This window comes from Capnocytophaga felis, assembly GCF_009684755.1.
In the GTDB taxonomy this organism is placed as follows: domain Bacteria; phylum Bacteroidota; class Bacteroidia; order Flavobacteriales; family Flavobacteriaceae; genus Capnocytophaga; species Capnocytophaga felis.
This window is the reverse complement of record NZ_BLBC01000004.1, coordinates 61,800-85,708: the sequence shown is the minus strand read 5'-3', so window position 1 is coordinate 85,708 and position 23,909 is coordinate 61,800. Positions and strand designations below refer to the sequence as shown.

At 34.5% G+C, this 23,909-nt stretch carries 20 protein-coding genes and 1 tRNA gene; 11 read left to right on the top strand and 10 right to left on the bottom strand.

Going from position 1 to position 23,909, the window contains the following annotated elements; all coding sequences use genetic code 11:
- Positions 1–47 precede the first annotated feature (47 nt).
- Together GN105_RS01290 and GN105_RS01285 are read right to left on the bottom strand one after the other, a co-directional pair.
- Positions 48–122: transfer RNA gene (locus tag GN105_RS01290), tRNA-Val, on the bottom strand.
- A 131-nt stretch (positions 123–253) separates the two neighbouring features.
- On the bottom strand, positions 254–1,441 hold the full coding sequence (locus GN105_RS01285; RefSeq protein ID WP_155283644.1) for a pyridoxal phosphate-dependent aminotransferase: 1,188 nt from the start codon (positions 1,439–1,441) through the stop codon (positions 254–256).
- A gap of 179 nt (positions 1,442–1,620) precedes the next feature.
- Between GN105_RS01285 and rsmG the strand changes: the two genes are divergently transcribed.
- The 5 genes from rsmG to rplI all read left to right on the top strand — a co-directional run bounded on the left by rsmG (position 1,621) and on the right by rplI (position 5,124).
- Positions 1,621–2,238 carry a 16S rRNA (guanine(527)-N(7))-methyltransferase RsmG gene (gene rsmG, locus GN105_RS01280; RefSeq protein ID WP_155283643.1) on the top strand — a complete coding sequence of 206 codons (618 nt, stop codon included), beginning with the start codon at positions 1,621–1,623 and terminating at the stop codon, positions 2,236–2,238.
- A gap of 6 nt (positions 2,239–2,244) precedes the next feature.
- On the top strand, positions 2,245–3,876 hold the full coding sequence (locus tag GN105_RS01275) for a DUF6138 family protein (protein WP_155283642.1): 1,632 nt from the start codon (positions 2,245–2,247) through the stop codon (positions 3,874–3,876).
- A gap of 77 nt (positions 3,877–3,953) precedes the next feature.
- On the top strand, positions 3,954–4,295 hold the full coding sequence (gene rpsF, locus GN105_RS01270) for a 30S ribosomal protein S6 (RefSeq protein ID WP_095895015.1): 342 nt from the start codon (positions 3,954–3,956) through the stop codon (positions 4,293–4,295).
- A 4-nt stretch (positions 4,296–4,299) separates the two neighbouring features.
- Complete coding sequence (rpsR, locus tag GN105_RS01265; RefSeq protein ID WP_018278818.1) at positions 4,300–4,593, top strand: 30S ribosomal protein S18; 294 nt, start codon at positions 4,300–4,302, stop codon at positions 4,591–4,593.
- Between the two features lie 18 nt (positions 4,594–4,611).
- The gene (gene rplI / locus GN105_RS01260) at positions 4,612–5,124 is read left to right on the top strand and encodes a 50S ribosomal protein L9 (RefSeq protein ID WP_155283641.1); all 513 of its coding nucleotides are present in this window, start codon (positions 4,612–4,614) and stop codon (positions 5,122–5,124) included.
- Positions 5,125–5,183: 59 nt separating this feature from the next.
- Here rplI and GN105_RS01255 read toward each other — a convergent pair whose 3' ends face one another.
- Positions 5,184–5,882: an ABC transporter ATP-binding protein gene (locus GN105_RS01255; RefSeq protein ID WP_155283640.1), complete on the bottom strand. Its 699-nt coding sequence runs from the start codon at positions 5,880–5,882 to the stop codon at positions 5,184–5,186.
- 51 nt (positions 5,883–5,933) lie between these two features.
- Positions 5,934–7,415, bottom strand: coding sequence for a DUF5687 family protein (locus tag GN105_RS01250; protein ID WP_155283639.1), 1,482 nt, complete (start codon positions 7,413–7,415; stop codon positions 5,934–5,936).
- 254 nt (positions 7,416–7,669) lie between these two features.
- Between GN105_RS01250 and GN105_RS01245 the strand changes: the two genes are divergently transcribed.
- Together GN105_RS01245 and GN105_RS01240 are read left to right on the top strand one after the other, a co-directional pair.
- Complete coding sequence (locus GN105_RS01245; RefSeq protein WP_155283638.1) at positions 7,670–8,848, top strand: C1 family peptidase; 1,179 nt, start codon at positions 7,670–7,672, stop codon at positions 8,846–8,848.
- 8 nt (positions 8,849–8,856) lie between these two features.
- Positions 8,857–11,262 carry a S9 family peptidase gene (locus GN105_RS01240; RefSeq protein WP_155283637.1) on the top strand — a complete coding sequence of 802 codons (2,406 nt, stop codon included), beginning with the start codon at positions 8,857–8,859 and terminating at the stop codon, positions 11,260–11,262.
- An 80-nt stretch (positions 11,263–11,342) separates the two neighbouring features.
- Here the strand turns inward: GN105_RS01240 and GN105_RS01235 are convergent, their stop codons facing one another.
- Together GN105_RS01235 and GN105_RS01230 are read right to left on the bottom strand one after the other, a co-directional pair.
- Positions 11,343–12,797 (bottom strand): lipopolysaccharide biosynthesis protein, encoded by a 1,455-nt coding sequence (locus tag GN105_RS01235; RefSeq protein WP_155283636.1) that lies wholly within the window; start codon positions 12,795–12,797, stop codon positions 11,343–11,345.
- Between the two features lie 120 nt (positions 12,798–12,917).
- Positions 12,918–13,592 (bottom strand): hypothetical protein, encoded by a 675-nt coding sequence (locus GN105_RS01230; protein WP_155283635.1) that lies wholly within the window; start codon positions 13,590–13,592, stop codon positions 12,918–12,920.
- A 411-nt stretch (positions 13,593–14,003) separates the two neighbouring features.
- Between GN105_RS01230 and GN105_RS01225 the strand changes: the two genes are divergently transcribed.
- The 3 genes from GN105_RS01225 to GN105_RS01215 are packed head-to-tail and all read left to right on the top strand — an operon-like array spanning position 14,004 to position 18,571.
- Entirely contained in the window at positions 14,004–14,336 is a 333-nt protein-coding gene (locus tag GN105_RS01225; protein ID WP_155283634.1) for a PadR family transcriptional regulator, read from the top strand.
- Between the two features lie 2 nt (positions 14,337–14,338).
- Positions 14,339–16,225 (top strand): PspC domain-containing protein, encoded by a 1,887-nt coding sequence (locus GN105_RS01220; protein WP_155283633.1) that lies wholly within the window; start codon positions 14,339–14,341, stop codon positions 16,223–16,225.
- Between the two features lie 30 nt (positions 16,226–16,255).
- Complete coding sequence (locus tag GN105_RS01215) at positions 16,256–18,571, top strand: outer membrane beta-barrel family protein (protein ID WP_155283632.1); 2,316 nt, start codon at positions 16,256–16,258, stop codon at positions 18,569–18,571.
- A 70-nt stretch (positions 18,572–18,641) separates the two neighbouring features.
- Here the strand turns inward: GN105_RS01215 and tsaD are convergent, their stop codons facing one another.
- Positions 18,642–19,667, bottom strand: a complete 1,026-nt coding sequence (gene tsaD / locus GN105_RS01210) for a tRNA (adenosine(37)-N6)-threonylcarbamoyltransferase complex transferase subunit TsaD (RefSeq protein ID WP_155283631.1) — start codon at positions 19,665–19,667, stop codon at positions 18,642–18,644.
- Positions 19,668–19,788: 121 nt separating this feature from the next.
- Between tsaD and GN105_RS01205 the strand changes: the two genes are divergently transcribed.
- The gene (locus tag GN105_RS01205) at positions 19,789–19,941 is read left to right on the top strand and encodes a hypothetical protein (RefSeq protein WP_155283630.1); all 153 of its coding nucleotides are present in this window, start codon (positions 19,789–19,791) and stop codon (positions 19,939–19,941) included.
- 333 nt (positions 19,942–20,274) lie between these two features.
- Here GN105_RS01205 and GN105_RS01200 read toward each other — a convergent pair whose 3' ends face one another.
- Genes GN105_RS01200 through GN105_RS01190 form a run of 3 tightly spaced genes read right to left on the bottom strand, consistent with a single transcriptional unit; the run spans position 20,275 to position 23,905 of the window.
- Positions 20,275–21,270, bottom strand: a complete 996-nt coding sequence (locus GN105_RS01200; RefSeq protein ID WP_155283629.1) for a hypothetical protein — start codon at positions 21,268–21,270, stop codon at positions 20,275–20,277.
- Between the two features lie 10 nt (positions 21,271–21,280).
- Positions 21,281–22,504, bottom strand: coding sequence for a DUF1735 and LamG domain-containing protein (locus tag GN105_RS01195; RefSeq protein ID WP_155283628.1), 1,224 nt, complete (start codon positions 22,502–22,504; stop codon positions 21,281–21,283).
- 12 nt (positions 22,505–22,516) lie between these two features.
- Positions 22,517–23,905, bottom strand: a complete 1,389-nt coding sequence (locus GN105_RS01190) for a glycoside hydrolase family 18 protein (protein WP_155283627.1) — start codon at positions 23,903–23,905, stop codon at positions 22,517–22,519.
- Positions 23,906–23,909 lie beyond the last annotated feature (4 nt).

Here is a 23,909-nt window from a genome sequence, read left to right as displayed (position 1 = left end):
AACCAGCTGAGCTAAGAACCCCAATGATATGAAAAAATTCGACTAAGTGGGTCCTACTGGATTCGAACCAGTGACCCTCTGCTTGTAAGGCAGATGCTCTGAACCAGCTGAGCTAAGAACCCTTAGTGCTTTATTGCGGGTGCAAATATAGCACAACTTTTTTAAATTACAAACTTTTAATCATTTTTATTTTTTAAAACCGAAATAAAGTGTTTCTTTGTTTTTAAATAATACTGATTATTAAGGTTTTCTCTTATACACAAACTTCTTTGATTCGTTTTATAGCCTCGCGAAGTTCTTTTTCGGAAGCAGCGTATGAAATTCGGATACATTTATCATCGCCAAAAGCTTCGCCGGTAACGGTTGCTACTCCGGCTTCTTCCAGTAGATAAAGTGAAAAATCCGAGGCAGAGTTGATGGTTTTTCCGCGTAATGTTTTTCCAAAGAAATATGAAATGTCAGGAAAAACGTAGAAAGCTCCTTCTGGAACATTTAGCTTGAATCCTTTTACATCACTCAGTAAATCCAAAACCAAATCACGACGTTTTTTAAATTCATCAATCATATATTGAATTTTGCTCACAGGAGCTTTCAATGCGGCAATCGTAGCTCGTTGAGCAATGGAGTTTGCTCCGCTGGTAACCTGTCCTTGCATTTTTGTACACGCTTTCGCAATCCATTCGGGAGCACCAATGTAACCAATACGCCATCCTGTCATAGCAAATGCTTTTGAAACACCATTAACAGTGATGGTTCTGTCATACATTCCGTCAATTTCGGCAAAACTTGTATGATTTCCTACAAAATTGATATGCTCATAAATTTCATCAGAAAGAATAAAAATATTGGGATATTTCTGAAGCACCTTTGCTAAAGCTTCCAACTCTTCCCGACTGTACACCGAACCACTTGGGTTACAAGGTGAATTGAACCAAACCATTTTTGTTTTTGGGGTAATTGCTGCCTCAAGTTGTTCCGGAGTTATTTTAAAATCATTTTCAATGGTTGTATGTACTTCAACCGGAATGCCTTCTGAGATTTTTACAATATCTTTATAACTAACCCAATAAGGTGCGGGGAAAATTACTTCATCACCAGAATTAATCATTACTGAGGCTACATTGGCAAGGCATTGTTTTGCACCGGTTGAAACACATATTTGTGAAGGTTTGTAAATCAAATTGTTATCACGTTTGAATTTTTCACAAATAGCTTCTTTCAAGTCGGCATATCCGTCCACAGGGGAATATTTGCTATAATTTTGGTTAATGGCTTCAATAGCAGCATCTTTAATGAAATCAGGAATATTAAAGTCGGGTTCGCCCAAACTTAGTCCGATGATGTCTTTTCCTTGTGATTTTAGTTCGCGTGTTTTTGCTGCCATAGCTAGTGTGGCAGAGGTCTCCATACGGTTAATCCGGTCGGATAAAAATTGTTGCATAATTTAAAATATTAGTCTTAAAGTCGCAAAGCTACGTAATTTTTTAAAGTATTTGCTTAAAAACATATCAAAAAATTAATACTTTTGCGTTTAGTTTTTTGTAGAAATAGTTTGGGTGAGAAAAGTCAAAAAAATCAAATTTATCGCCGTTTATATTCTTCTTTTTTAAAATAAATCAAATGGAACTTATCAATAAATATTTCAAGAACTTAACAGAAAAACAAGCCCTTCAGTTTGAAAAATTGAAACCTGTGTATCAGCAATGGAATGCCAAAATAAATGTGATTTCCAGAAAGGATATGGATTCATTTTACGAGCGACACGTTTTGCATTCGTTGGCAATTGCAAAAGTGATGCCTTTTCTTCCTGATAGTGAGGTTCTTGATGTGGGAACTGGAGGCGGTTTTCCGGGCGTTCCGTTGGCAATTTTATTTCCACAGACAAAATTTACTTTAGTTGATTCTATCGGAAAGAAAATAAAAGTGATAGAAGAGGTCTGTAAAGAGCTTGATATTGATAATGTTACGGCAATTAATAGTCGTGTGGAGCAAATCGATAAAAAGTTTGATTTTATTGTGAGCAGAGCTGTAACACAAATGCCTGAATTTGTGAAGTGGGTGAAAGGAAAGGTGAAGAAAAGCTCGAAACATTCGCTGGATAATGGGATTTTGTACTTGAAAGGAGGCGATTTAACCGAGGAATTGGCTTCTTTTAAAAATGTACATTTGTACGAAATATCCGATTTCTTTTCAGAAGAATTTTTTGAAACCAAAAAAGTAGTTTATCTTAAAAATTAAAGCCAAATGAATCAACAGCAGAAAGAAATCATCGTGTCACAAATTTTTGAAGGTGTAAAATTTGTGTTTTCAGCAAAGAAAAACGAGCATAAAGATGAAAAACCATATTCAAAGTGCCGTATTCAAGAGGGATATTTTGATTATTTGCGAATTTCAGTCTTAAAAAATGAAGTGAAATACTCACTTTATGATTTTAGTTGGGATTCGTATGAACATAAATTGAAAATTTCCGAATTAGATAGCGTTTTTAAAGCTGATTTTGCTATTATTGCAAAAGAAATTGCGGAAAAAGTGCAACATTTTTTCTTCGATTCAACAAATCAACCTCTTTTTCAATATAAATTAAGATTGATTTTGAACTTTGAAAGCAAAATGAACGTAAACGGTAAACCTTTGTTGTTAGCCGACCGAATTTATTCTGAAACTTTCCATTTTGAAGATACTAATCGCAAAAAAGAACTTCAAAATGTAATGAAAAATTATATTAAAGAGTTGGTTTTCGAACAAAAAATAAAGGTAAAAAGCGAACGTGAAATTACGGTTCTTTGCGGGCATCTAACTAACTTTGATTTAATGGAATATTCGGAAAGTGAAGCCATAGAAATCATTGAAAAATTATTTGGAATAATGCAACTTTCTGAGAATAAATCTCTTTTTTCCGATTTTAAAAGTAGTATCATTTTTAATTTAAGAGAATGGTCGGAAAAGGAATTTTTACCTCTGTATTGTGATGTAGTGGGCAATGATTGGAGTAAGGAATATGTACTGAAAAAAGATTTTTCATTTGAAAACATAGATGAAAATAAGCTGGAACTTTATGTGTATCAGGCATATTTGAAAATAAAACATAAAGACGGTTACGTTCAGTTTGCTCAGAAAGAATTGCAACGTGCGGCTAAAGATTTTGGTTCGGTAAAAGCTCAAATGTATCTCAAAAAAGGAACAGGAACGCTTCCCGATTCACTCATTTATTTTAAGGATACAGACTTGGAATGCAAAGCTAACGATGTATTTGCACAAGTGGAAATTAAATTGAAAAACGAAACTGCTGATAGTTATGGCAAAGCACTTGATTTTTTGATTAAATTGCTAAAAGGAGGATTTTCAGAGAGTTATTACATCAAGTTTTCGTCCAAAGGAGAGAAGGAATTTTTACCGATTAAGGGGCTTGCCAAGTCTGCCACACACCGATTTTTTGCTCAAGCTCTTCAATTTGCCGAATTGTATCCGAAATTAGAACAATACGCTCAAACAGCAATGAAAGAGTTTGAATGGTATGAAGATGTTGAGGCAGGTGAAAAAAGTTGTATACCAGGTTCTTATGTTGTTTTTGGCTTAGGATTGCAAAGCGAAAAATATTTTCCGTTAGTAAAAAAATATCTTGATGTGGTTGATGATGAACATCAGTTGGTGCATTATGATTTTCTGGAGGCATTTATTGAAAAGTGGGGAATTACAGAAAAATCGTTACCTATTATTTGTAAAGGAGCTTTGTCGGGGCAATTTCAAAAACCTTTCAAAAATATTTCAAAACAAATGAAAGAAGAATATAAAGAATTGATAGATAGTTTTTTATTGAAACGAAAACCTCACGAAAAAGAAATTATTGAATATATGATTTTTGGAAAAAGAAGATAAAGCAACGGAAAACTTTGTAGTTTCAGAAAAAAGTATTACTTTTGCCCCTCGAATTTTTAATATATAATAATAAACTTATGAATCATTACGAAACTGTTTTCATTTTGAATCCCGTTTTATCTGAACAACAGATAAAGGAAGCAGTAGAAAAGTTTGAAAATTTTCTTACAGCAAGGGGAGCAGAATTTGTAGCAAAAGAGAATTGGGGCTTGAAAAAATTGGCTTACCCTATCCAAAACAAAAAAAGTGGTTTCTATCACTTGTTTGAGTTCAAAGTAGCTGGTGAAGTTATTGATGCTTTTGAATTGGAATTCAGACGTGACGAGCGTGTAATGCGTTATTTAACAGTGAAATTGGACAAACACGCTGTTGCGTGGGCTGAAAAAAGAAGAGTAAAGTTGAACACTAAAAAAGCGTAAGGAAATGTCAATCGAACAACAAGCAAAAGGAAAAAAAGATGGAGAAATTAAGTATTTAACTCCATTAAACATAGACACTTCAAAACAAAAAAAATACTGTCGCTTTAAAAAATCAGGAATCAAGTACATCGATTACAAAGATGCTGATTTCTTGTTGAAATTTGTGAACGAACAAGGTAAATTGTTACCAAGAAGACTTACAGGAACTTCTTTGAAATATCAACGTAAAGTTGCTGTTGCTGTGAAAAGAGCACGTCACTTAGCATTAATGCCTTACGTAGCAGATTTATTAAAATAATAAAAAGGAGTAGATACTATGGAGATTATATTAAAACAAGACGTACAAAACTTAGGTTTTAAAGATGATGTCGTAACAGTGAAAAATGGTTACGCTCGCAATTACTTAATACCACAAGGATTCGCAATTTTAGCTACTCCATCAGCTAAGAAAGTATTGGCTGAGAACTTGAGACAAAGAGCTTACAAAGAGCAACATATTGTTGATGAGGCTAAAAAAGTAGCTAAATCTTTAGGTGCTTTGACAATGAAAATCATTGCAAAAGTAGGTTCAGGAGATAAATTGTTCGGGTCTATCAACAATTCTGATTTAGCACAAGAATTAGTAAAAGCAGGTCACGAGATTGATAAGAAATTTATTACAATTGCAGGTAATACAATCAAGAGAACAGGAAAATATACAGCTTCTATCCGTTTGCACAGAGAGGTTATTGTTGATTTTCCGTTTGAAGTTGCTGCTGAGGTTCAGAAAGTTGAAAAACCAGCTGAAAAACCTGTTGAGAAATCAGAGGAAAAGCCAGAAAACGAATAGTATTATTTAGTTAATATCAAAAAAACACCTACAATATTGTTTTGTAGGTGTTTTTTCTTTTAGTCAATTTTGAAAAAGGCTTCCAATTCTTTGAGCGTTTCTTTAGAAGTTTGAATGTCTTTAACGATTAATCCCTTATTTAATACCACAATTCGGTCTGAAACCTCTACGGTATGTAGTAAATCGTGGCTGGAAATCAGAATTGTAGTTTCTTTATTTTCAGTTAGTTCTTTAATGATTTTTTTTAGCCGAATTTGAGTGGTCGGGTCTAAATTAGCGAAAGGTTCATCAAGAATGATAACTTGAGGATTGCCAATGAGAGAAGCGATTATTCCTACTTTTTTCTGATTTCCTTTGGATAAATCTCTCAAATATTTCTGTTTTCCTAAAATTTCATCGTTAAAAAAATCGCTGTATTTTTGGACGTGATTGTCAACATCTGCTTTATTTTGCCCACGAAGTTCTCCTATGAAATAAAAATATTCTTCTGCAGTTAAGTATCCGATTAGGAAGCTCTCATCAATGAATGCTGAGGTAAATGGTTTCCAATTTTCGTTGATACTAACCTGAAATCCATTATTTGTAATGTTTCCGGTTGTGGGTTGGATAAGGTCGAGTAATAAATTGAAAAAAGTTGTTTTTCCGGCACCATTATTTCCAACAAGTCCAAAACTTTCTCCCTTTTTAATAGTTAAATCAGGAATGTTAAGTACAGTTGTGCCATTGTATGTTTTGCTAAGATTTTTTACTTCAATCATATTTTGTAAGTTTTTAAAAGATGATAATTAAAAGGTTGATTTAATTCTAATTTATTGAATTTCTTTGAATCCACTTATGGTGATATATTTTCTTGATTTATATTTCTTTACGATAATATTCATAAAATAATTTCTGAAAGCTAAGCCTATGATTCCTATTAAAGCCAAAGCTATGGAAGCAATCGTGTTATTAGAGAAAATATTAACTACAATCCATAATGCAATGGGAATGAGTAATATAGGTAATGAAATAATCCACTGAGCCATTCCTGTACCTTGATAATTTCCGAAACTACGTTTGTCCAAATCAATACGTTTTTTGTTATAAGCTCCTAAAAAAAGAACAGAAGGCACTCCGATTCCAATATTGTAAAGAGCACAAGATAAGTTGATTAGGAAAATATGTTTGCCAAAATAAAGATAAGGAGTTGAAATGATGAACATAACAATGATTGAGAAATAAAACAACATAGCCTTTGAATTTATGTATTGATTCAGTGAAATGTTTTGTGACATTAGCATTGAGTAATATGCACTATCCCAAGCAGGTACAAATTGCCCAAAGTTAATTAAAAATATTCCTGTTATGAAAATTCCAACAAAAATATAAAGAATTTGCATATTTTGAAGAGATGGATTTGGATAGAATAGTAAGCCGTAAAACACGAAAATCAAGCAAGTCCAAAAAACAGATTTACTGCGTTTATTACGCCAAATGAGTTTCAAATCAAGCTGTAAAAAGGGTGCAATATTGCCAAATCGTTTTAGCCATTCCAAATTTGATGTATTGACTTTCTCGGTTTTTCCTTTTAGAACGGAATCCAGATATAAAGTTTTTGATAAATTATTGAAATCCAATATGTAAACTCCTACGGGGAACAATAAGGGGATAACAGCCAAAAAAGGGTAATCAAGTAATAAATTAAACGATTTTCCGATAAATTTCGAGGTGCTAAATATCTCAAAATATTCCAAGGCAATGAGAATCAAAATGCTTCCGATGTAAGGAAATAAGTCTTTGAGATTTTCACCAAATTTTTTAATCAAAATGAAATTTGTGAAATTTGCGAAAAAAACCAGTGAAAACATTGCAATCCACCAACAAAAAACTGTTAAGAATGAATAATCTTTCGAGAAAATTACCCATATCCCAAACGGAATAAAAACCAAAGGAGCAAGCAGATTAAAAGGAGAAAAGATGGTTTTTGTAAGTATGTGGTGAATGATTTTGTTGCGACGTATGTTATTTATTAACAAGGGCTTGATGTTCATAACGGGTAACGATTGAAACATAAAACGAATTGTTAATTCCCACAAGAGCCAAATCGCAATAAAATTGTTAAAAACGTGTATCGGTTGTTGTTCCGGAAAAGTTTCTTTCAAAATAGGGTAAATGGTAATTCCTGTTAGTAGAGCGGCACTTAGGAAGTAAATAGCAATAAAAGCCATAAAAATCTTCAAAGCAAGGCTTCTTCCAAAGCTTGCCGAACGTGTGAAAGATTTCCATTCGAGGGTTAAAAAATGTTTAAACATAAAAATATTATATTAAAATATGTGAAATGCAAATATAAATAAAAATTTGAATAAAATGTTTTTTAACCGAAAAATATATTCGATATTATTACAAATTTATTCATTTGCATTCGGATTTATAGAATTTTCTTCCTTTGAATTATGTATTTTTCATAGTGATGGCTTAGGCTAAAATGTAGTTATTATTTGAATTCTTTTGAATTTTTCAACATTATCTTCTATATTTGTGGGATAAAAAATAAATTTAATTTCAAATGAAAAAAATAGCATTATTTATTGCTTTCGGAACTTTTTTTACAGTTTCGGGACAAGACAATTTGATTAACGCAGTGGCTGGAAATCAGAGTGAAAAAGCAGGATTTAAATTTACTCCTGTGATTAACCTCGAGAGAATGGAAGTGAAAGACCAAGGAAGTAGCGGTACGTGTTGGAGTTATGCCGGAGCGTCTTTTTTGGAGAGTGAAATGAGCCGAATGGGGAAAAAACCTGTGGATTTGGCTGAAATTTACACTGCCCGAAATACCTATATTGAAAAAGCAAAACAGTACGTTCGTTTTCACGGGAATTTGGACTATGGCGATGGAGGAGAGCTGCACGATATTATCAATATGTACGCAAAGTATGGTGCTGTGCCTCAGTATATTTACTCCGGATTGAATTACGGAACTACACGCAATAACTTTTCCGAAATGCAAGCAGCATTAAAAGGATTTTTGGAAGGATTGGTAAAACGTAAGAATATAAAGAATTTGACACCAAATTGGGAAAAAGCCTTCACAGCGGCAATTGATGCATATTTGGGAGATGTTCCTCAAACGTTTTTGTTTGGAAATAAGAAATATACACCGCAATCTTTCGCTAAAGAAGTGGTGGGAATCAATCCTAACGATTACGTTGAAATGCTATCGTATGAACACGAGCCAAAGTATAAAAATGTATTGATGGCTGTGCCTGATAACTGGAGTTTTGACCAAGCATATAATGTTGAAATGACTGATTTTGTAAAAGTTATAGACAATGCTTTGAAAAAAGGCTTTACAGTGGCTTGGGCTTCTGACGTAAGTGAGCGTTATTTCAGTTGGAAAAACGGTGTGGCATTTGTTCCTGAAAAACTTTGGGAAGAAATGACTATGGAAGAACAAAAAACATTGTTCGACAATCCTCCAATGAAAGAAAGAAATATCACTAAAGAAATGCGTCAGAAAGCATTTGATAATTATGAAACTACCGATGACCACGCAATGCACATCGTTGGGCTTGCTAAAGACCAAAACGGAAGAGAATACTACATCGTGAAAAATTCGTGGGGAGTAAGCAACGACCATCAAGGATATTTGTACGTGACTAAAGCTTTCGTTACCTACAAAACTACGGCTATAATGCTTCATAAAGATGGTGTTCCTGCTGATGTTTTGAAGAATTGGAAAAAATAATCAAGGATATGAAAAAAATTATTTCATTAATGCTCGTTTCTTCAATGAGTTACTTAACAGCACAAGAAAATCTGACATATCAAAAACCGTCAGAAGAAATTTTGCAATTAGCTGATTTTGAAAGAGCTCCATCGGTTATGATGAATAACCAACGTACGTGGATGGTTTTCAGCTATCGTTCTACCTACTTAAGTTTGGAGCAGTTAAATCAAGAGGAAATCCGCTTGGGAGGTTTGCGTATGAACCCGAATATAAATGCCTCAAGTAGTTTGACTTACATCAATAATTTGAAGGTACAAAAAGTAGGAACGAAACAAGCTCAACAAGTGAAAAATTTGCCTGAAAATGCCAAAATTGCTTTCGTGAGTTTTTCTCCTGATGAAAAGAAAATGTCCTTTACTCACACAACTGAAAAAGGTTTGGAGCTATGGATACTTGATTTAGAGACTGCTACGGCAAGAAAGCTGAGCTCTACCTTATTGAATGCCAATTTTGGAACGCCTTACACTTGGTCTCCTGATGGTTCTTACTTGCTTGTCAGAACGTTGATTGCCAATCGTCCTGCGTTGCAAAATGAAGCTAAAAGCGTTCCAAAAGGTCCTATTGTTTCAGTGGGAAGTGGCAAAGTTTCACAAAATAGAACGTACCAAGATTTGTTAAAAAATAAAATAGACGAGTTTAATTTTGAAGTTTTGGTTACTTCCGAGCTTAAAAAAATAAATCTAAATGGAGAAGAAAATTCTTTCAAAGGTGCGGGAATGTATCTTTCCGAAAATTTTTCTCCTGATGGAAAATATTTGCTGATAACTGAGCTTAAAAAACCGTTTTCGTACATCGTTCCTTATCACAGATTCCCGAGAGAATCAAAGGTTTATGATGCTCAGGGACAAGAAGTTGCTAAAGTGAATAGTTTGCCATTGATTGAAAATATGCCAAAAGGATTTTCTTCAACGTATCAAGGAAAACGCTTTATGACTTGGCGATCAGATAAGCCACACACTCTCTTTTTCGTCGAAGCACTTGACGGAGGCGATCAAAACCAACAGGCTGACTTCCGTGACGAAATTTTTCAGTGGGAAGCTCCTTTCACGCAATTGCCCGTATCTTTGATGAAACTAAAACAACGTTTCAGTTCCGTTATTTGGGGAGATGGGGAAAATGCCTTGATATATGAGACTTGGTATGATACGCGTAACCAAAAGGCAACATTGTTAAACTTTAAAAATAATACTCAAAAAGTTATTATTGACCGAAATTATCAAGATGTTTACAATGATCCGGGGTCTCCTCAAACTATTAAGAATCAATGGAACAGATACGTATTACAAATTCAAAACGGGAAAACTTATTGGTTGGGAGATGGCTATACCAAAGACGGTCAGTTTCCTTTCCTTGATGAATTGGATTTAAAAACTCTGAAAAGAAATCGGTTATATACCTCAAAATTAAAAAATCAAAAAGAAGATATTATTGAGGTACTCGACACCAAAAAAGGAGATGTGTTGGTTAGTTTGCAATCGGCAACCGATTATCCAAATTATTTCGTGAAGAATTATAAAAAAGGAAAAACTACGCAACTTACCTTCTTTAAAAATCCGTTCGAATCCTTGAAAGGAATTCATAAAGAAGTGATTAACTACACTCGTAAAGATGGGGTTGCCTTAAGTGGAACATTGTATCTTCCTAAAAATTACGATTTTAAGAAGAAAGAAAAATTGCCTCTGCTAATTTGGGCATATCCTCGTGAGTACAAAAGTAAGAACACGGCAGGACAGAGTACAGCAAACCCTAATGAATTTACCTATCCGTATTACGGTTCGTTTATTTATTGGGTTACAAAAGGTTATGCTGTATTGGACGATGCCGCTTTCCCGATTGTGGGAGAAGGCTCACAAGAACCTAACGATACCTTTATTGAACAATTGGTAGCAAATGGTCAGGCAGCCATTGATGCTTTGGACAAGTTAGGGTATATTGACCGCAAACGAGTGGCTGTCGGAGGACATTCTTACGGAGCGTTTATGACCGCTAACTTATTGACACACTCTGATTTATTTGTTTGTGGAATTGCCCGAAGCGGTGCTTATAATCGTACGTTAACACCTTTCGGATTTCAGTCAGAACAGCGAAATTATTGGGACGCTCCGGAAGTTTACAACACGATGTCGCCATTTATGAACGCCCACAAAATGAAAAAACCGCTCTTGCTAATCCACGGTGCGGCAGACAATAACTCAGGAACATTCACTTTCCAAACCGAGCGTTATTTCCAAGCACTTAAAAACTTGGGAGCTCCTGTCCGTATGGTGCTTTTGCCACTGGAAAGCCACGGATATCAAGCAAAAGAAAGCGTACTACACACGCTTTGGGAACAAGATAAGTTTTTAGAAGAAAATTTGAAAAATAGTAGATAATTTTCTGTAAATCAGTAATGTTTTGAAACTTCGGCTATGCGTTTTGTATAGCCAAAGTTTTTATTTTACTAAAGAAAATTTTATTTTTTTATTTTGTTGAGCATCATTATTAAATCTTCTGAAAGTTTGAATTTCCAAAGTACAAAACCGCAGAAAGCAAGAATGATGCTTGATTTCAATAAAATATTCCAAATTGGATTGAAATCAAAATCCCAAAAATAGAATCCAAGTACGGTAATTAATCCGAATAAACTGATTTTCAATGTTTCTTTATAAAAAGGACTCAGCCGGTATTTGATATATATAAAAGACAATTTCAAAACATTATAAATGGAAAAAGCACACAGAGTGGCAAATCCCGCTCCGTTTATTCCGTATATGGGTATGAGCCAAATATTCAGTACAATAGTGCAAAATGTTAAAAAAACACCAAAATACAAAACCATTCTGTAATATACCGAATTGAATAAAATAGCATTGTTAATCCCCACCAAAGCATCAAAAAGTTTTACGACGGAAATTAAAATCAATACATAAATTCCGTTAATGTATTCTTTATCAGGTAGTAAAGTGTAAAATTGCTTTGCGTTGGAAATAATTAAAATGAAAATAATAACGCTTGTTAAATAGATATTCACAGTACTTTTCTTGTAGAGTTCATCAAGTTGAGAAGTTTCGTTTTTGTTGAGAAACTGAGCTACCAACGGACTTACAATCTGATACATTGCCCGATAAGGTATAGCGATAACCGTTGCGGTAAAAATAGCAACATTATAAATAGCAATTTGGGAAATCGGTAAATACTGGTTAATCATAAACTTATCAATATCCATCAGCAAGCTCGCCACCGACCCTGACAAAATGCTAAAAAGACTGTATTTCAAAATCTCATTTTTATTTTTTGGCAAACCAAAGTAAAAAGTAGGGCGTTTTATGTGAAAAGCAGAAAGAGCCATAAAAATCATTCGTAATAAATATATTCCGAAGACTCCGTACATAAAATGCTTAAAATCAATAATATTAAAGTAAAAGAAAATTAAAAGAAAAGTAATCCCGATACGCTGAAAAACTTCTTTCAGAAAATTTCCGAAAACTGTTTTAAACTGAACTCTTGCCCACGAATAACAAATTTCAAAATAAGCCATTGCAATTGAAGTGATGAAAATCAGAAAAACATAATCGCCAACAATTTCATTTTTGCCGGAAAGCCATTTTACAATTTGTTCGTATGCCAAAATTCCTACAACACTCAAAGGTAAAATCATCAGTAGGGGTAGGGCAAAGAGCATAAAATTGAATTTTGATAATTCCTCAGATTCTTTGTAGGAAGAATAAAAACGGATAAAAGTGTTATGAACTCCGAAAGCAACCAAAGGAGATAAAATCGTTGCTGTGGAAGTAACGTACCCCACCAAGCCGTATTCTTCTTTTGAAAGAAAATATACGAACAAGAACAACGTATTGATAGCTCCGAAAGCAAAGCCAAGATAAGTGGTAAAAATATTTTTTACTGATTGCCGAAAAACGATACCCATTTTTAAAAAATTACCTTGCAAAAGTAATAAAAAGTAGAATGAAAAACTGAAAAAGAGCTATTGATAAAATAAAAAAGGTCGGATTGCCCGACCTTTTTATTTTTATGTATTGTTTAAATCTTAGAAGTAAACGTTGAACAACAATGAAGCTACTCCAATTCCGTTTTCTCCTCCGAAACTGAAACCAAAAACGCTTGTTTTGTTTCCAGCTGCATCTTTGCTTGATTTATGATCGATTCTAAAGTCGTAAGAATACTGAGCTCCTAAAGCAACTTTAGGGAAAATGAAATACTCAGCACCTACAAATCCTTGAGCACCAAGAGCAAAGCTGAAAGCATCTTTTTGAGGAACTCCAAATCCTAAAAGAGCGTCAGCTCCGTAGAATCCTTGCAAACGTGTAGAACCTTTTCTCCACTCTTTTCCGTATCCTACTGCAAGTCCGAAAGCTGTTGTAGCATCAACGTCTTTTTGTTTTTGGTAGTTGAAAATGAAGTTGGCAGTGTAACGGTCAGCAGTGTTATCACTTGTCATTTTTTTACCTAAGAAAGAGTATCCGTTATCAAATCCAGGAACTTTGAAAGTTTCATTTTTTCCGAAAGCAGAACCACCAAACTCATTGTTAGTATTGCTGTTGAAAGCGTTACCAATGAATTTCAAAGCGTTTCCTGCATTGAAACCAAATGACCAATCACCTTCTTTTGGAAGATATTCTTCTCCTTTAGAAGAAACCAACTCTTGTGCAGTAGCAGCTCCGAAAGCGAAAACTGCAGCTAATGATAAAATAATCTTTTTCATCTTTGATATAAAATTAAAATTAGTGGGGCAAAACTAAACAAATATTTTTAACAAACAAGAAAAAAAGATTTAATTTTATTATGTTAATATGTTATGTTGTTGATAATGAGTGTTTTTATGTTTTGTCGCTAATTTAATTTTAACAAAAGAATCAGTAAAAAGCACAATGTTTAGCTATATTTTGTCTAAAAACATCGTCCATTTTTTTAAAATTTTACCATATTCTTTTTATACGTAAAGTTTCTAAAATTATGATTTTAAAAGTTTAATTGTTTTATTTTTAGAGTTTTAAGTTAATATTGTGTATTTTATGAGGACTATTTTAGTAATTGAGTTGTAAAAAACAGTACTATGTATTGCATAGTAATATTTATTGTTATATATTTGCCCTAACAAAATACCTTATTATATATGGAAACGATAAACACAGAAAAAACTAAAACACAGATGCGTAAAGGCATCTTGGAGATGTGTATTCTTTCCATTATCAGCAGGAACAAAGAGGCGTATGTTTCGGACATTATTGAGGATTTGAAATCGGCTGATATGATTGTAGTTGAAGGAACGTTGTATCCGCTTTTAACGCGATTGAAAAACGAAAAATTACTCGACTACAATTGGAAAGAATCCACCTCGGGACCGCCCCGAAAGTATTACGTACTAACCGATAGCGGACAGATTTTCTTACAAGAAATCGTTAAATCGTGGCAAGAATTACAAACAATGGTGAACAAAATTATTTAGTTATGGACAAGACACACAATATCAGTTTGGGCGGATTTTCATTTTTGATTGAAGACAAAGCCTATCAAGAACTTTCAAAATATTTGAATGAAGTACGCAAATCGCTCGGAAATACTTCCGATACTGACGAAATTATTTACGATGTGGAACAACGTATGGCAGAACTGCTCAAATCCGAAATGAAGGGTAGGGAAGTGGTTGTAAGCCAAGATGTTGCTTATCTGATTGGCGTTTTAGGTCGTCCTGAGCAATATGTTGATGCAGATGAAGAATTTCAGCAAGAAACCAAATCAAATACCAATCAAAAACAAAACCGAGTGGTGGAGTTTTTCCGTCATAAAAAATTATACAGAGATTTGGAAAACAAATTGTTAGCAGGCGTTTTTGCGGGATTGGGACATTATTTGGCGATTGAAAAAACGTGGTTGCGTCTTGCTTATCTTTGGGTGTTCGTGTTCCCTGTCTTCATTTTAGGAAAACTCTTTTATTACTCAGGCGGACAATATGCGATTGTGTTTTTTCTGTGGATGGCAATGTATGCCCTTTTGGCACTCATCATTCCGCCTGCCAAAACTACTGCCGAAAAATTGGCTATGCAGGGAAAAGCAGTAAACATCGATACCATTTCTTCCATTAAGGAAATAAAATTGCGAAATGGTTTGCAACTCACCCGAAATCTTCAAAATCGGAAACTTTTTGGGGTTTTGGGAGGGCTGTGTAGGCATTACGGTTGGGACGTTACGGGCGTTCGGATTGCGTATGCTGTGCTGACATTGGTAACCATTCCATTTGTTGAAGGGGTGTTTAGTTTTATGCTTGTTTTGCTGTACGTAACGCTCTTACTGTCAATGAATAAAAGAAAAACCGTTTTTGAATCAGAAGAAGAATATTCTTCTGAAAATGAAGATAATACAGAAGGCGATTTTTCCGATGAAACCACTCCAAAGCAAAAAACGGAATTCGTGTATAAAAAATCGGATTTCAGTGTTTGGGATATCGTACGCGGGTTTTTGAAAGGGATTTTATACATTATCATTGGTTTTGTGCTGCTGATTTTACTCTTTGTTCTTTTGTCTTTGCTTTTGGCTCTTTTTGGAGTAGGTGTTGCAGGTTGGGGAGTCAGTCTGGGCATCATCACCATAACGGATTATCTTTCGTTTATAGTGGAAGGAGATTGGCAGCTTTGGGTTACGTATTTGACTGGATTTATGTTGCTTATGCTTCCTGTTTCGGTAATGACGATATTGTGTTTGAAGTTATTTTCAAAGAACGGATATAAAGTTCCGAGAGCGTGGATTTTGTTCAATGTTTTCGGTTTCTTTTTCGGAGTGATAGGTATGAGCATTGTAACCATTGACACATTTAAGCATTTTCAGGCTTATAATGCTGTCGAAGAAAGAGTGCCTGTTGTGGTAGCCGACACCCTTTCGCTATCGTATGAAAAACAACCTTACAGACATTATGAGTATGATATATTGAATTTTGGTAGCCCAATTTTAAAAGATGATAATGAACTGATTTCCAAAAGTGATTATATCCGATTTTACGTAAAGGGAACGTCTGAAAATGAGTCATATGCCATTATCAAGAAAAAATCAAGAGGGCGAAACCTGATTGATGCCAAAGCCAAAGCCGAACAAGTTGTTTTTAATTTGAAAACAGATGGAAACCAAATAATTATGCCTGCCACGTACTCACTGGGAATCAATCCTAAAATAAGAGACCAGCGAGTAGAAGTGATTTTACACCTACCACAAGGAAAAGTTATTACCAGCCCCAGCGAAGAGCTTTCTGTATTTGATTATCAAACCAAAAGATGGATAAATATCAGCCGTGGCAAACGTGCCAAAATGACTGAAAATGGGCTTGTTAAAATAGAAGATAATTAGCTGATTTATAAAATATTAACCAATATTAAAATGAAAAGTTTTATTACAATTACCACATTTTTGTTCTGCTTTTTAAGTTTCGGACAAAATACACTGAAAGGGAAACTCGTTGATGCCGCTACCAAGCGTGTCGTTTCCGATGCAAATATTATTTTGATGTCAATTCCGGATTCTACGCTTATAAAAGGAGCGATTAGTGATGATGAAGGTGTTTTTGAGCTTGTAAATTCTTCCAAACATAGTAATTTGATGCTGAAAATACTTCATTTGGAGTACAAAACAAAGACAATTCCGGTAAAAACAAATGATTTTGGTGTTATTCCGTTAGAAAAATCTGTAAATGAGTTAGGAGAAGTGGTGGTTTCTGTTTCTCGCCCTATTATGAAGCAAAAGGGAACCGCTGTGGTTACCGATATTGCGAGCTCCACCTTGAAAGATTTACCTAAAATGGAGATGCTTTTGAACTTTTTGCCGGGAGTATCTACTTCTTATACGGGTGGCGGTTATAACGTTTTTGGTAAAAGTAATCCTATTTTCTATATTAATAAGAGAAGGATTTATGACACTAGTGAAATTGACCGACTTTCTCCACAAGATATTCAAAGCATTGAACTTGAAACACAACCGGGAGCCGAATACGATAATAACATTGGTGCTATCATTCGTATTATTTTGAAGAAAAAGCAGGGTGATGGGCTGAGTGGAAGTGTCTATCAAAATAATGAATTTAAAAAAGGGATTTGGCAAAATTTAGGAACAAATTTAAATTACCGTACAGGAAAAACGGATATTTTCGGAAGTGTTGATGTAAGTTTTCATCAAGCAAAGCGTAGTAATAATTGGCAGGAACTTATCGTGCAAACGCCTTCTAATCAGTGGAAAGTACGCACAGAAGATGTACAAAAGAACAACGGAAAGAATATTCACGGAAAACTTGGCGTAAATCACGAGTTTAACGATAAACATTCTGTTGGAGCAACCGTGTGGGCGTATGTCAGTCCGTTTGCGGGACATACTTTTACCGACCAGCAAACCGAAACTTTCCAAAACGGAACGCTTCTGAGTAAAGGACTTAATCATTACGACCGTTTTAATCAAAATAAGAAAATAGAAGTTAATGCATACTACGAGGGGCAACTTACTGACAAGCTAAAACTACATACCGATATAGATTATTCCATAGCAAACTCTGACCACACTTCGGATATTTTAGAGAAAAATTTGTTGGCAAATTCGCAAAAAAACGTTCATACACATTCCGATGCTCAAGCTAATTGGCTGCATACCAAAACTACTTTTACACAAAAACTGAAGAAAGCAATATTGAGCTACGGAGCTGAATTTAGCACACTTACACGCGATGAGAATTATACCGATAACGTGCTAACAACTTCATTTGTTGAAAATAAAGAGCTTCGTTCATCAGGGTTTGTTAGTTTTTCGCGTCCTATCGGGAAAGCAAATGTAAAAGCAGGAGTTCGCTATGAATATGCTGATTTTGAGTACTTCCAGAATCACGTAAAAGACAATGTAAAGAGCCGAACTTACGGGCATTGGCTGCCTAATGTGTCGCTTTCTTTTCCTTGGGATAAAACGCAAATGGCAGTTAGTTATACCAAAAAAATCCGCCGACCTGCCTTTTATGAACTAAGTGATTATGCTGCTTACGAATCGCCATTTATGTACAATCGTGGAAATCCTGATTTGCGTCCCCGCCTTGACGATGAGTTCAGTTTGTTGGCGACTTATAAAAGCATTTCGGCTTCACTGATTTATTCATTTATAAAAGATGCTCATTATGAGGATTATAGGCTGTTTGCTTCCAATCCGAATGTTGTTGAGCGAACAATCCGTAACTATGCTGATTTTCAAGCCCTCAAACTGATGCTTTCGGTACAACATAAAATCGGAAAATGGATGCCTAAGTTAGATGTTACCTTCGGAAAACAATTCGGAAAAGATGTTTTTTATACTAACGAACCTATTTTTGCAGTGGAAATGATGAATCAGTTTATGTTGTCGGACAATTGGTTAGGGCTTATTTATGCAAATTATCAATCAAAAGGAAGTTTAGCAGTTACTTATCGTGAAAAATCTGCAATGTTTTCTGGGATAGCTATTGTGCGAACTTTCTTTAATAAATCTTTAGAAACATATTTGGTAGTACAAGATGTTTTCAATACGTCAAATGCTCCTGTTGTTGTGCAAAATCCTTATATCACCAACAGACGTTTTTTAGATGGAAATAATCAGAGTATTAACATAGGTTTGAGGTACACATTTAATCCTACCCAAAATAAATACAAAGGTAAGAGCGTTGATGAAAATGAAAAAGAACGGTTGTAAAAGCTGAATACGAATTCAAAAATAGGGCGATTTTCAAGAAATTGGAAATCGCCCTATTTTTCGCAGAAAATTAATTTTCAAGTGAAAGCCTTGCTTTGGCGGTGGTTTGCTGGTCGGTGAATTGGTTTTCCAAGAATTTGTAATATCCTACGATGCCAATCATTGCCGCATTGTCTGTACAATACTGAAATTTAGGAATGTAGGTTGTCCAGCCGTGTTTTTCTCCCAAATTGAGCAAAGCGTTACGTATTCCTGAATTTGCAGAAACGCCTCCACCGATAGCAATTTGCTTGATGTCCGTTTGTTTAACGGCTTTTTGTAGTTTTTTCATCAGAATTTCAACAATGGTATGTTGTACGGAAGCACAAATATCTGCAAGATTTTCAGTAATAAAATTTGGATTTTCTTGGGTTTTCTTCTGAATGAAATACAAGACGCCAGTTTTAAGTCCTGAGAAACTGAAATTTAGCCCTTCGGTTTGTGGCTTTGGAAAGGGGAAGGCTTTTGGGTTGCCTTCCTTGGCGTATTTGTCGATTAACGGACCGCCAGGGTAGGGCAGACCGAGAATTTTAGCCGTTTTGTCAAAAGCCTCGCCCACAGCATCATCAAGGGTTTCGCCCAAAATTTCCATTGAAAAGAAACTGTTTACCTTTACAATCTGTGTGTGTCCGCCACTGATGGTCATTGCCAGAAAAGGAAATTGCGGTTTTGGGTTGCCTTCATCAATAAAATGAGCCAAAATATGTGCCTGCATATGATTCACTTCAATAAGTGGAATATCCAAGCCCATCGCCAAAGATTTGGCAAAGGAAGTTCCAACCAAAAGCGACCCCATAAGTCCAGGACCTCGGGTAAAGGCTATGGCTGAAATTTGTTCTTTTGAGATTCCTGATTTTTTCAGAGCATTGTCCACCACAGGAACGATATTTTGGAGGTGAGCTCGTGATGCCAATTCAGGTACAACACCTCCATATTGTTTGTGAACTTCCTGATTTGCAACAACATTTGAAAGCACTTTGTCATTTTCAAGCACTGCTGCTGAGGTATCATCACAGGAAGATTCAATGGCTAATATATAAACATTTGGTTTTATCATTTTGAAAAATTTATTCTGCAACAAAAATATAAAACAATTACCAATAAACAATGAAAGGAGGATAATTAGCTTACTTGAAGTTGGTTATGAAATTTAAAATTTCAGGAAACACCTCGTCACTATGTTTATCGAGAATGTAAAAGCTAATATGGAGCAAGCCCCTGACACAGTACCTACTACGATTGATAAGGCAGAGTTTGACCGTGATTACAGGCTTAGTTCACAAATGACCGAACCTTTACGAAAAGCAAATCGTGAGGTAGTATTACTCTAAAAGATTGTGAAAAAAGGTAAAGCTTACAAGTAAAAGATGTTAACTTTCTAGATAGTTGTTGATGAAAAAAATACATTTGTTTGTTTATCAAATGAATATGGGAGTAAAAAAATAAATCAACATAGATATAGGAATCAAATATAATAATCAAAAAACATATAAACTACATAAATACCATATATCTCGACTTAAAAAATCTTTTATTTTTATTAAACATTAATTATTCAATTTATTTAATTCTTTCTATTTAAATTTCAGAAGAGGTATTGGGGCTAAAATAAAAAGAGGCTGTCTTTTAAAAGACAGCCTCTTTTTATTTTATTAAATAAACTACTACTCTTTTGTAAAAATGAACCAAAAATCATTATCTTCAACACTTACAAACTTGAATACTCCACCTCCTAATTTTTCAACTTTATAAGGAGAATGTTGTTCAAATGACTCTATCAATGGCGTAAGGTGAGAATAATATCTCGTAAAAGTTCTAGTAGGATTTCCTAATTTTATTTGAATATGATTTTCAACATTTACATTTGTATCCGCTGGATATTGAACTTCTCTATCAAAATTGAAATGTTCATATCTAGAATAAAAAAGTAAACCTTTACTACGATAGTATCCTCCTAACACACCAAACTTAATTTTAGGTAAAAGAGTTTCTTTTTTGATTTCTTTATTCTTTTGTAGAACTGATTCAAAAATACCTTTAAACTTATCAGAAGAATTGACGGGATTAATCATCCAAGTTGCTTGAGCTGAAATATCTTCACTGGAAACAACTACTGTTAGTATATCAGATCCCTTGCCTATGAATTCCACAGAATTTTCTCCTTCTACTTTTACTTTATATGGGAATAACAATCGTTTAGTTTCTGGGATGACACTTAATACAAATTCAAAGGTACTTTCGGTTTCTCCTGCCTTGATCACTAATTCCTTTTGAGCTTTAATAAGTTGTTCAGAAGCTAGCTGGTATCCTACATATACGGTTTTCAACTCCTGATATAAAGATTCGTCATAGGTTAATGTAACTCTAATGTCTTTATCAAGAACTTTCGTCAATACGACTTTTGCATGTCCCACCAACTCCTCTTCTTGTAATGATATACTACCTAATGATTTAACAAAAAACTCTTTTTTTGTATCGCTTACTATGTAGGATTTATTAGGGTTGTAACCTATCCGTGTACGAATATCTTCATTTTCAATTTTTTTATCAATAGACCATTTTAAGTCATTATTTTTTTCAACAGTTATACCATCTTTTTCACAAGAGATTAATACTCCTGCTAAAACTGTAAATATTATATTTTTAATGTGTGTTCTCATCTTATTTTTATTAAGGTTCTTGTATTTCCAATCCTTCTGCAGGGAACTTAACATTCTCTAACCATTCGTGTCCGAATTGCTCTTCTGTAACTTCCTCTTTTGAGCCATCTTTCCAAAGGCTTACTTTGTTTTTGTATTTAGCCAAATCTTTGAATTTATTTTCTTTATTCAAAGGTAAGTAAACCAATAACTCTTTCTTTTCGGGATTAGCAGGCAGATACAATCCATCATTTATCTCTGATTCACTCAAAGCTTTTGTCCAAACACGTACCTCACGAATATGATAATCACGAGAGTCTATACGACCTCTATTTCCAATGGCAATATGTGCCCCAGCATCAAGGAAAAGACTTGGACGAACGAAAGTTTTAGCCAGCTTTCCGTTTACATATACTTTCAAGTTATTATCTTTATAGACAAATGAAAGTTGATACCAAGTTTTTAATTTAACTTCTTGCTTAATATGAGTTGCCTCCCCATCTGAGTCTAAATCCTTTACCTGGAAATGGTCTTTATTAACACGTGTATAATACCAATTAGAGGTACCCTTTGCTCCGTTCATATTAATAAGTGATTGATTCCAATCGTGTGTCATAAAGTCCCAATTTAAGAACATAAAATGACCTTGTATGGTAAACTCTTCTGTTCTTTTCATACTTTCATCAAAGGTAACAGTGATATTGTTTCCTTTGAGTATTTTAACAATGGATGTTTTGAAAGGTCTGTTAAAAGATACGATAGCATCTTTATTAGACAGAATTCGAGCACTTGAAGAACTAATACGCAAAGGTATGGCATAACGAACCGAAGCTGGATATTTTTCATCATTTAAAGGTTTAACTCTTACTCCAATTTTTGAAGAATAATCTCCCCCTTTTACAGTTACGTTTAACGTTCCGTTGTTTGATTTATTAGAAGGATTGTTTACCTCGTACAACTCATATTCCGAGTAAGGTAAAGATTTGTATTCTGTTCCGTTTTGCTCGTTGTACTCTGGGAAAAAATCAATTGCTGAAACAGTAATTTGTACATTTCCTTTTGTAAGTTTAGATAATCGAGGCTCTATGATTGTATGTCCAACATCATCGGGTTTATCAATATTAATCAAAGCACCAGAATTGTTCATATACACAGAAGCATTATGTTCTCCATAAACGGTATCTAATTTTTCTTGACATCCTACCACTCCCAGCAAAATTGTCAATACAGATATTTTCGATAAAATATTTTTCATTTCACTTTAATTTTAAGGTGTAACAATATATGGGGCCAACTCTTTGTAATTTGCATAAGTTGGTCTTGGATCGGCAATTCGGATAGCCTCTCGTGTCCAAGCATAGTGAAGATATTTTCGAGAGATATTATTATTTTTTAAATACTCTTTAAATTGCTCGTTGTTATCGTGAGTTATATCAAAATCCGTTTGACCGTGATAAGCACCTATACCCCATACTTTTCCAGCTTTAACATCATGAGCTTTTCTTTCTAAGACTTTGTAATTTCCTGCTTGGTAGTTAGCACTTGTTGAATTATAATGAGGTCCACCTAACATTGGAGGACGACGTCCTGACATATTTACTCCATTAGCTGTATAATCCTGCATAAAATGCTTATCGAAATATATAGCGAAGTCATTATTTTCTATGCTAATAGGGATTTGAGAATTTACTCCAAAAATGGAAGGCACATCACAAGGAACATCAGCACAGAAGTAGTAACGTTTTTTGTAATAGTCATCTGCCAAATAAGGTTTAAATTCATCAATAAACTCTTTTTCATTTGGATCAAAACCTTGCGTCGTTGCATCAAATAAATTTCTCAAATTAGTCTCTCTATCAGCTTGTGTTTTTACGTGATGATGTTCCCCAACTGGACCAAAATACTTAGCCATTTCTTTAACAAAATTCCCTATATTTTCATAATTGTTATCTGGCATCATTAGAGGAGTACCTTCTGGATTTACAGCACCGTGATCACCACAAGTTTCCCAGTCAACATCGTAACCATCTAAGCCAAGAGCTATTATGTAACGAGAAAGCTCTCTTGCATAAATTTCAGGCCATTTTTTATAATGTGTTTCAAATGGATATTTTTTACGAAAATATCGGTATCCATCTACACTGCCATCTTTTTTACCAGGCAGAGCTGTTCCTACACTCGGAGTTTGCCAACACATAAGTACAGCACTTCCTTTTTTATGAAAAATCTCAAGGTCTTTTTTCATATTCTCGGTAATATCACTAGGGCGTTTCCCTCCAAGACCTCCCCATAAAGAGATGCAAGAAACCGAGTCAGGAATTGATTGTAGCCAAGTTTTCGCTACTCCTTTTTGCGATGTCCAAAAACCACCAGAATACCAAAAGTAAACCATAGGTTTTTGCCCTACTGCTTCACCTCCATTAAGCCAAGTTTTTTTCTTATATTCCCTAAGTTGAGCCCAATAAGCCTCTAAAACTTGCTTGTTCTCTTCTGTTCTTTCAGCCTCTGCAATCCATTTGAATTTGTCCCTTTTTTCTGTTAAATCGTTTATGGCAACATTTTCAAAGTCCTCTGCTTTTGACTCCATTTCTGTCCATTTTTCACAAGAAAATAAAGCGAATGAAGCCATTGTTAATGTAAATAAATATTTCTTCATAGTT

Excerpts from the sequence above, each read along its gene's own strand:
- GN105_RS01200 (WP_155283629.1), bottom strand. The coding sequence starts at position 21,270 with ATGAGAACACACATTAAAAATATAATATTTACAGTTTTAGCAGGAGTA.
- rpsF (WP_095895015.1), top strand. The coding sequence starts at position 3,954 with ATGAATCATTACGAAACTGTTTTCATTTTGAATCCCGTTTTATCTGAA.
- GN105_RS01255 (WP_155283640.1), bottom strand. The coding sequence starts at position 5,882 with ATGATTGAAGTAAAAAATCTTAGCAAAACATACAATGGCACAACTGTA.
- GN105_RS01275 (WP_155283642.1), top strand. The coding sequence starts at position 2,245 with ATGAATCAACAGCAGAAAGAAATCATCGTGTCACAAATTTTTGAAGGT.
- GN105_RS01220 (WP_155283633.1), top strand. The coding sequence starts at position 14,339 with ATGGACAAGACACACAATATCAGTTTGGGCGGATTTTCATTTTTGATT.
- rplI (WP_155283641.1), top strand. The coding sequence starts at position 4,612 with ATGGAGATTATATTAAAACAAGACGTACAAAACTTAGGTTTTAAAGAT.
- GN105_RS01285 (WP_155283644.1), bottom strand. The coding sequence starts at position 1,441 with ATGCAACAATTTTTATCCGACCGGATTAACCGTATGGAGACCTCTGCC.
- GN105_RS01195 (WP_155283628.1), bottom strand. The coding sequence starts at position 22,504 with ATGAAAAATATTTTATCGAAAATATCTGTATTGACAATTTTGCTGGGA.
- GN105_RS01235 (WP_155283636.1), bottom strand. The coding sequence starts at position 12,797 with ATGGGTATCGTTTTTCGGCAATCAGTAAAAAATATTTTTACCACTTAT.
- GN105_RS01230 (WP_155283635.1), bottom strand. The coding sequence starts at position 13,592 with ATGAAAAAGATTATTTTATCATTAGCTGCAGTTTTCGCTTTCGGAGCT.
- GN105_RS01225 (WP_155283634.1), top strand. The coding sequence starts at position 14,004 with ATGGAAACGATAAACACAGAAAAAACTAAAACACAGATGCGTAAAGGC.
- rsmG (WP_155283643.1), top strand. The coding sequence starts at position 1,621 with ATGGAACTTATCAATAAATATTTCAAGAACTTAACAGAAAAACAAGCC.
- GN105_RS01215 (WP_155283632.1), top strand. The coding sequence starts at position 16,256 with ATGAAAAGTTTTATTACAATTACCACATTTTTGTTCTGCTTTTTAAGT.
- GN105_RS01245 (WP_155283638.1), top strand. The coding sequence starts at position 7,670 with ATGAAAAAAATAGCATTATTTATTGCTTTCGGAACTTTTTTTACAGTT.
- GN105_RS01250 (WP_155283639.1), bottom strand. The coding sequence starts at position 7,415 with ATGTTTAAACATTTTTTAACCCTCGAATGGAAATCTTTCACACGTTCG.
- GN105_RS01205 (WP_155283630.1), top strand. The coding sequence starts at position 19,789 with ATGTTTATCGAGAATGTAAAAGCTAATATGGAGCAAGCCCCTGACACA.
- rpsR (WP_018278818.1), top strand. The coding sequence starts at position 4,300 with ATGTCAATCGAACAACAAGCAAAAGGAAAAAAAGATGGAGAAATTAAG.
- GN105_RS01240 (WP_155283637.1), top strand. The coding sequence starts at position 8,857 with ATGAAAAAAATTATTTCATTAATGCTCGTTTCTTCAATGAGTTACTTA.
- GN105_RS01190 (WP_155283627.1), bottom strand. The coding sequence starts at position 23,905 with ATGAAGAAATATTTATTTACATTAACAATGGCTTCATTCGCTTTATTT.
- tsaD (WP_155283631.1), bottom strand. The coding sequence starts at position 19,667 with ATGATAAAACCAAATGTTTATATATTAGCCATTGAATCTTCCTGTGAT.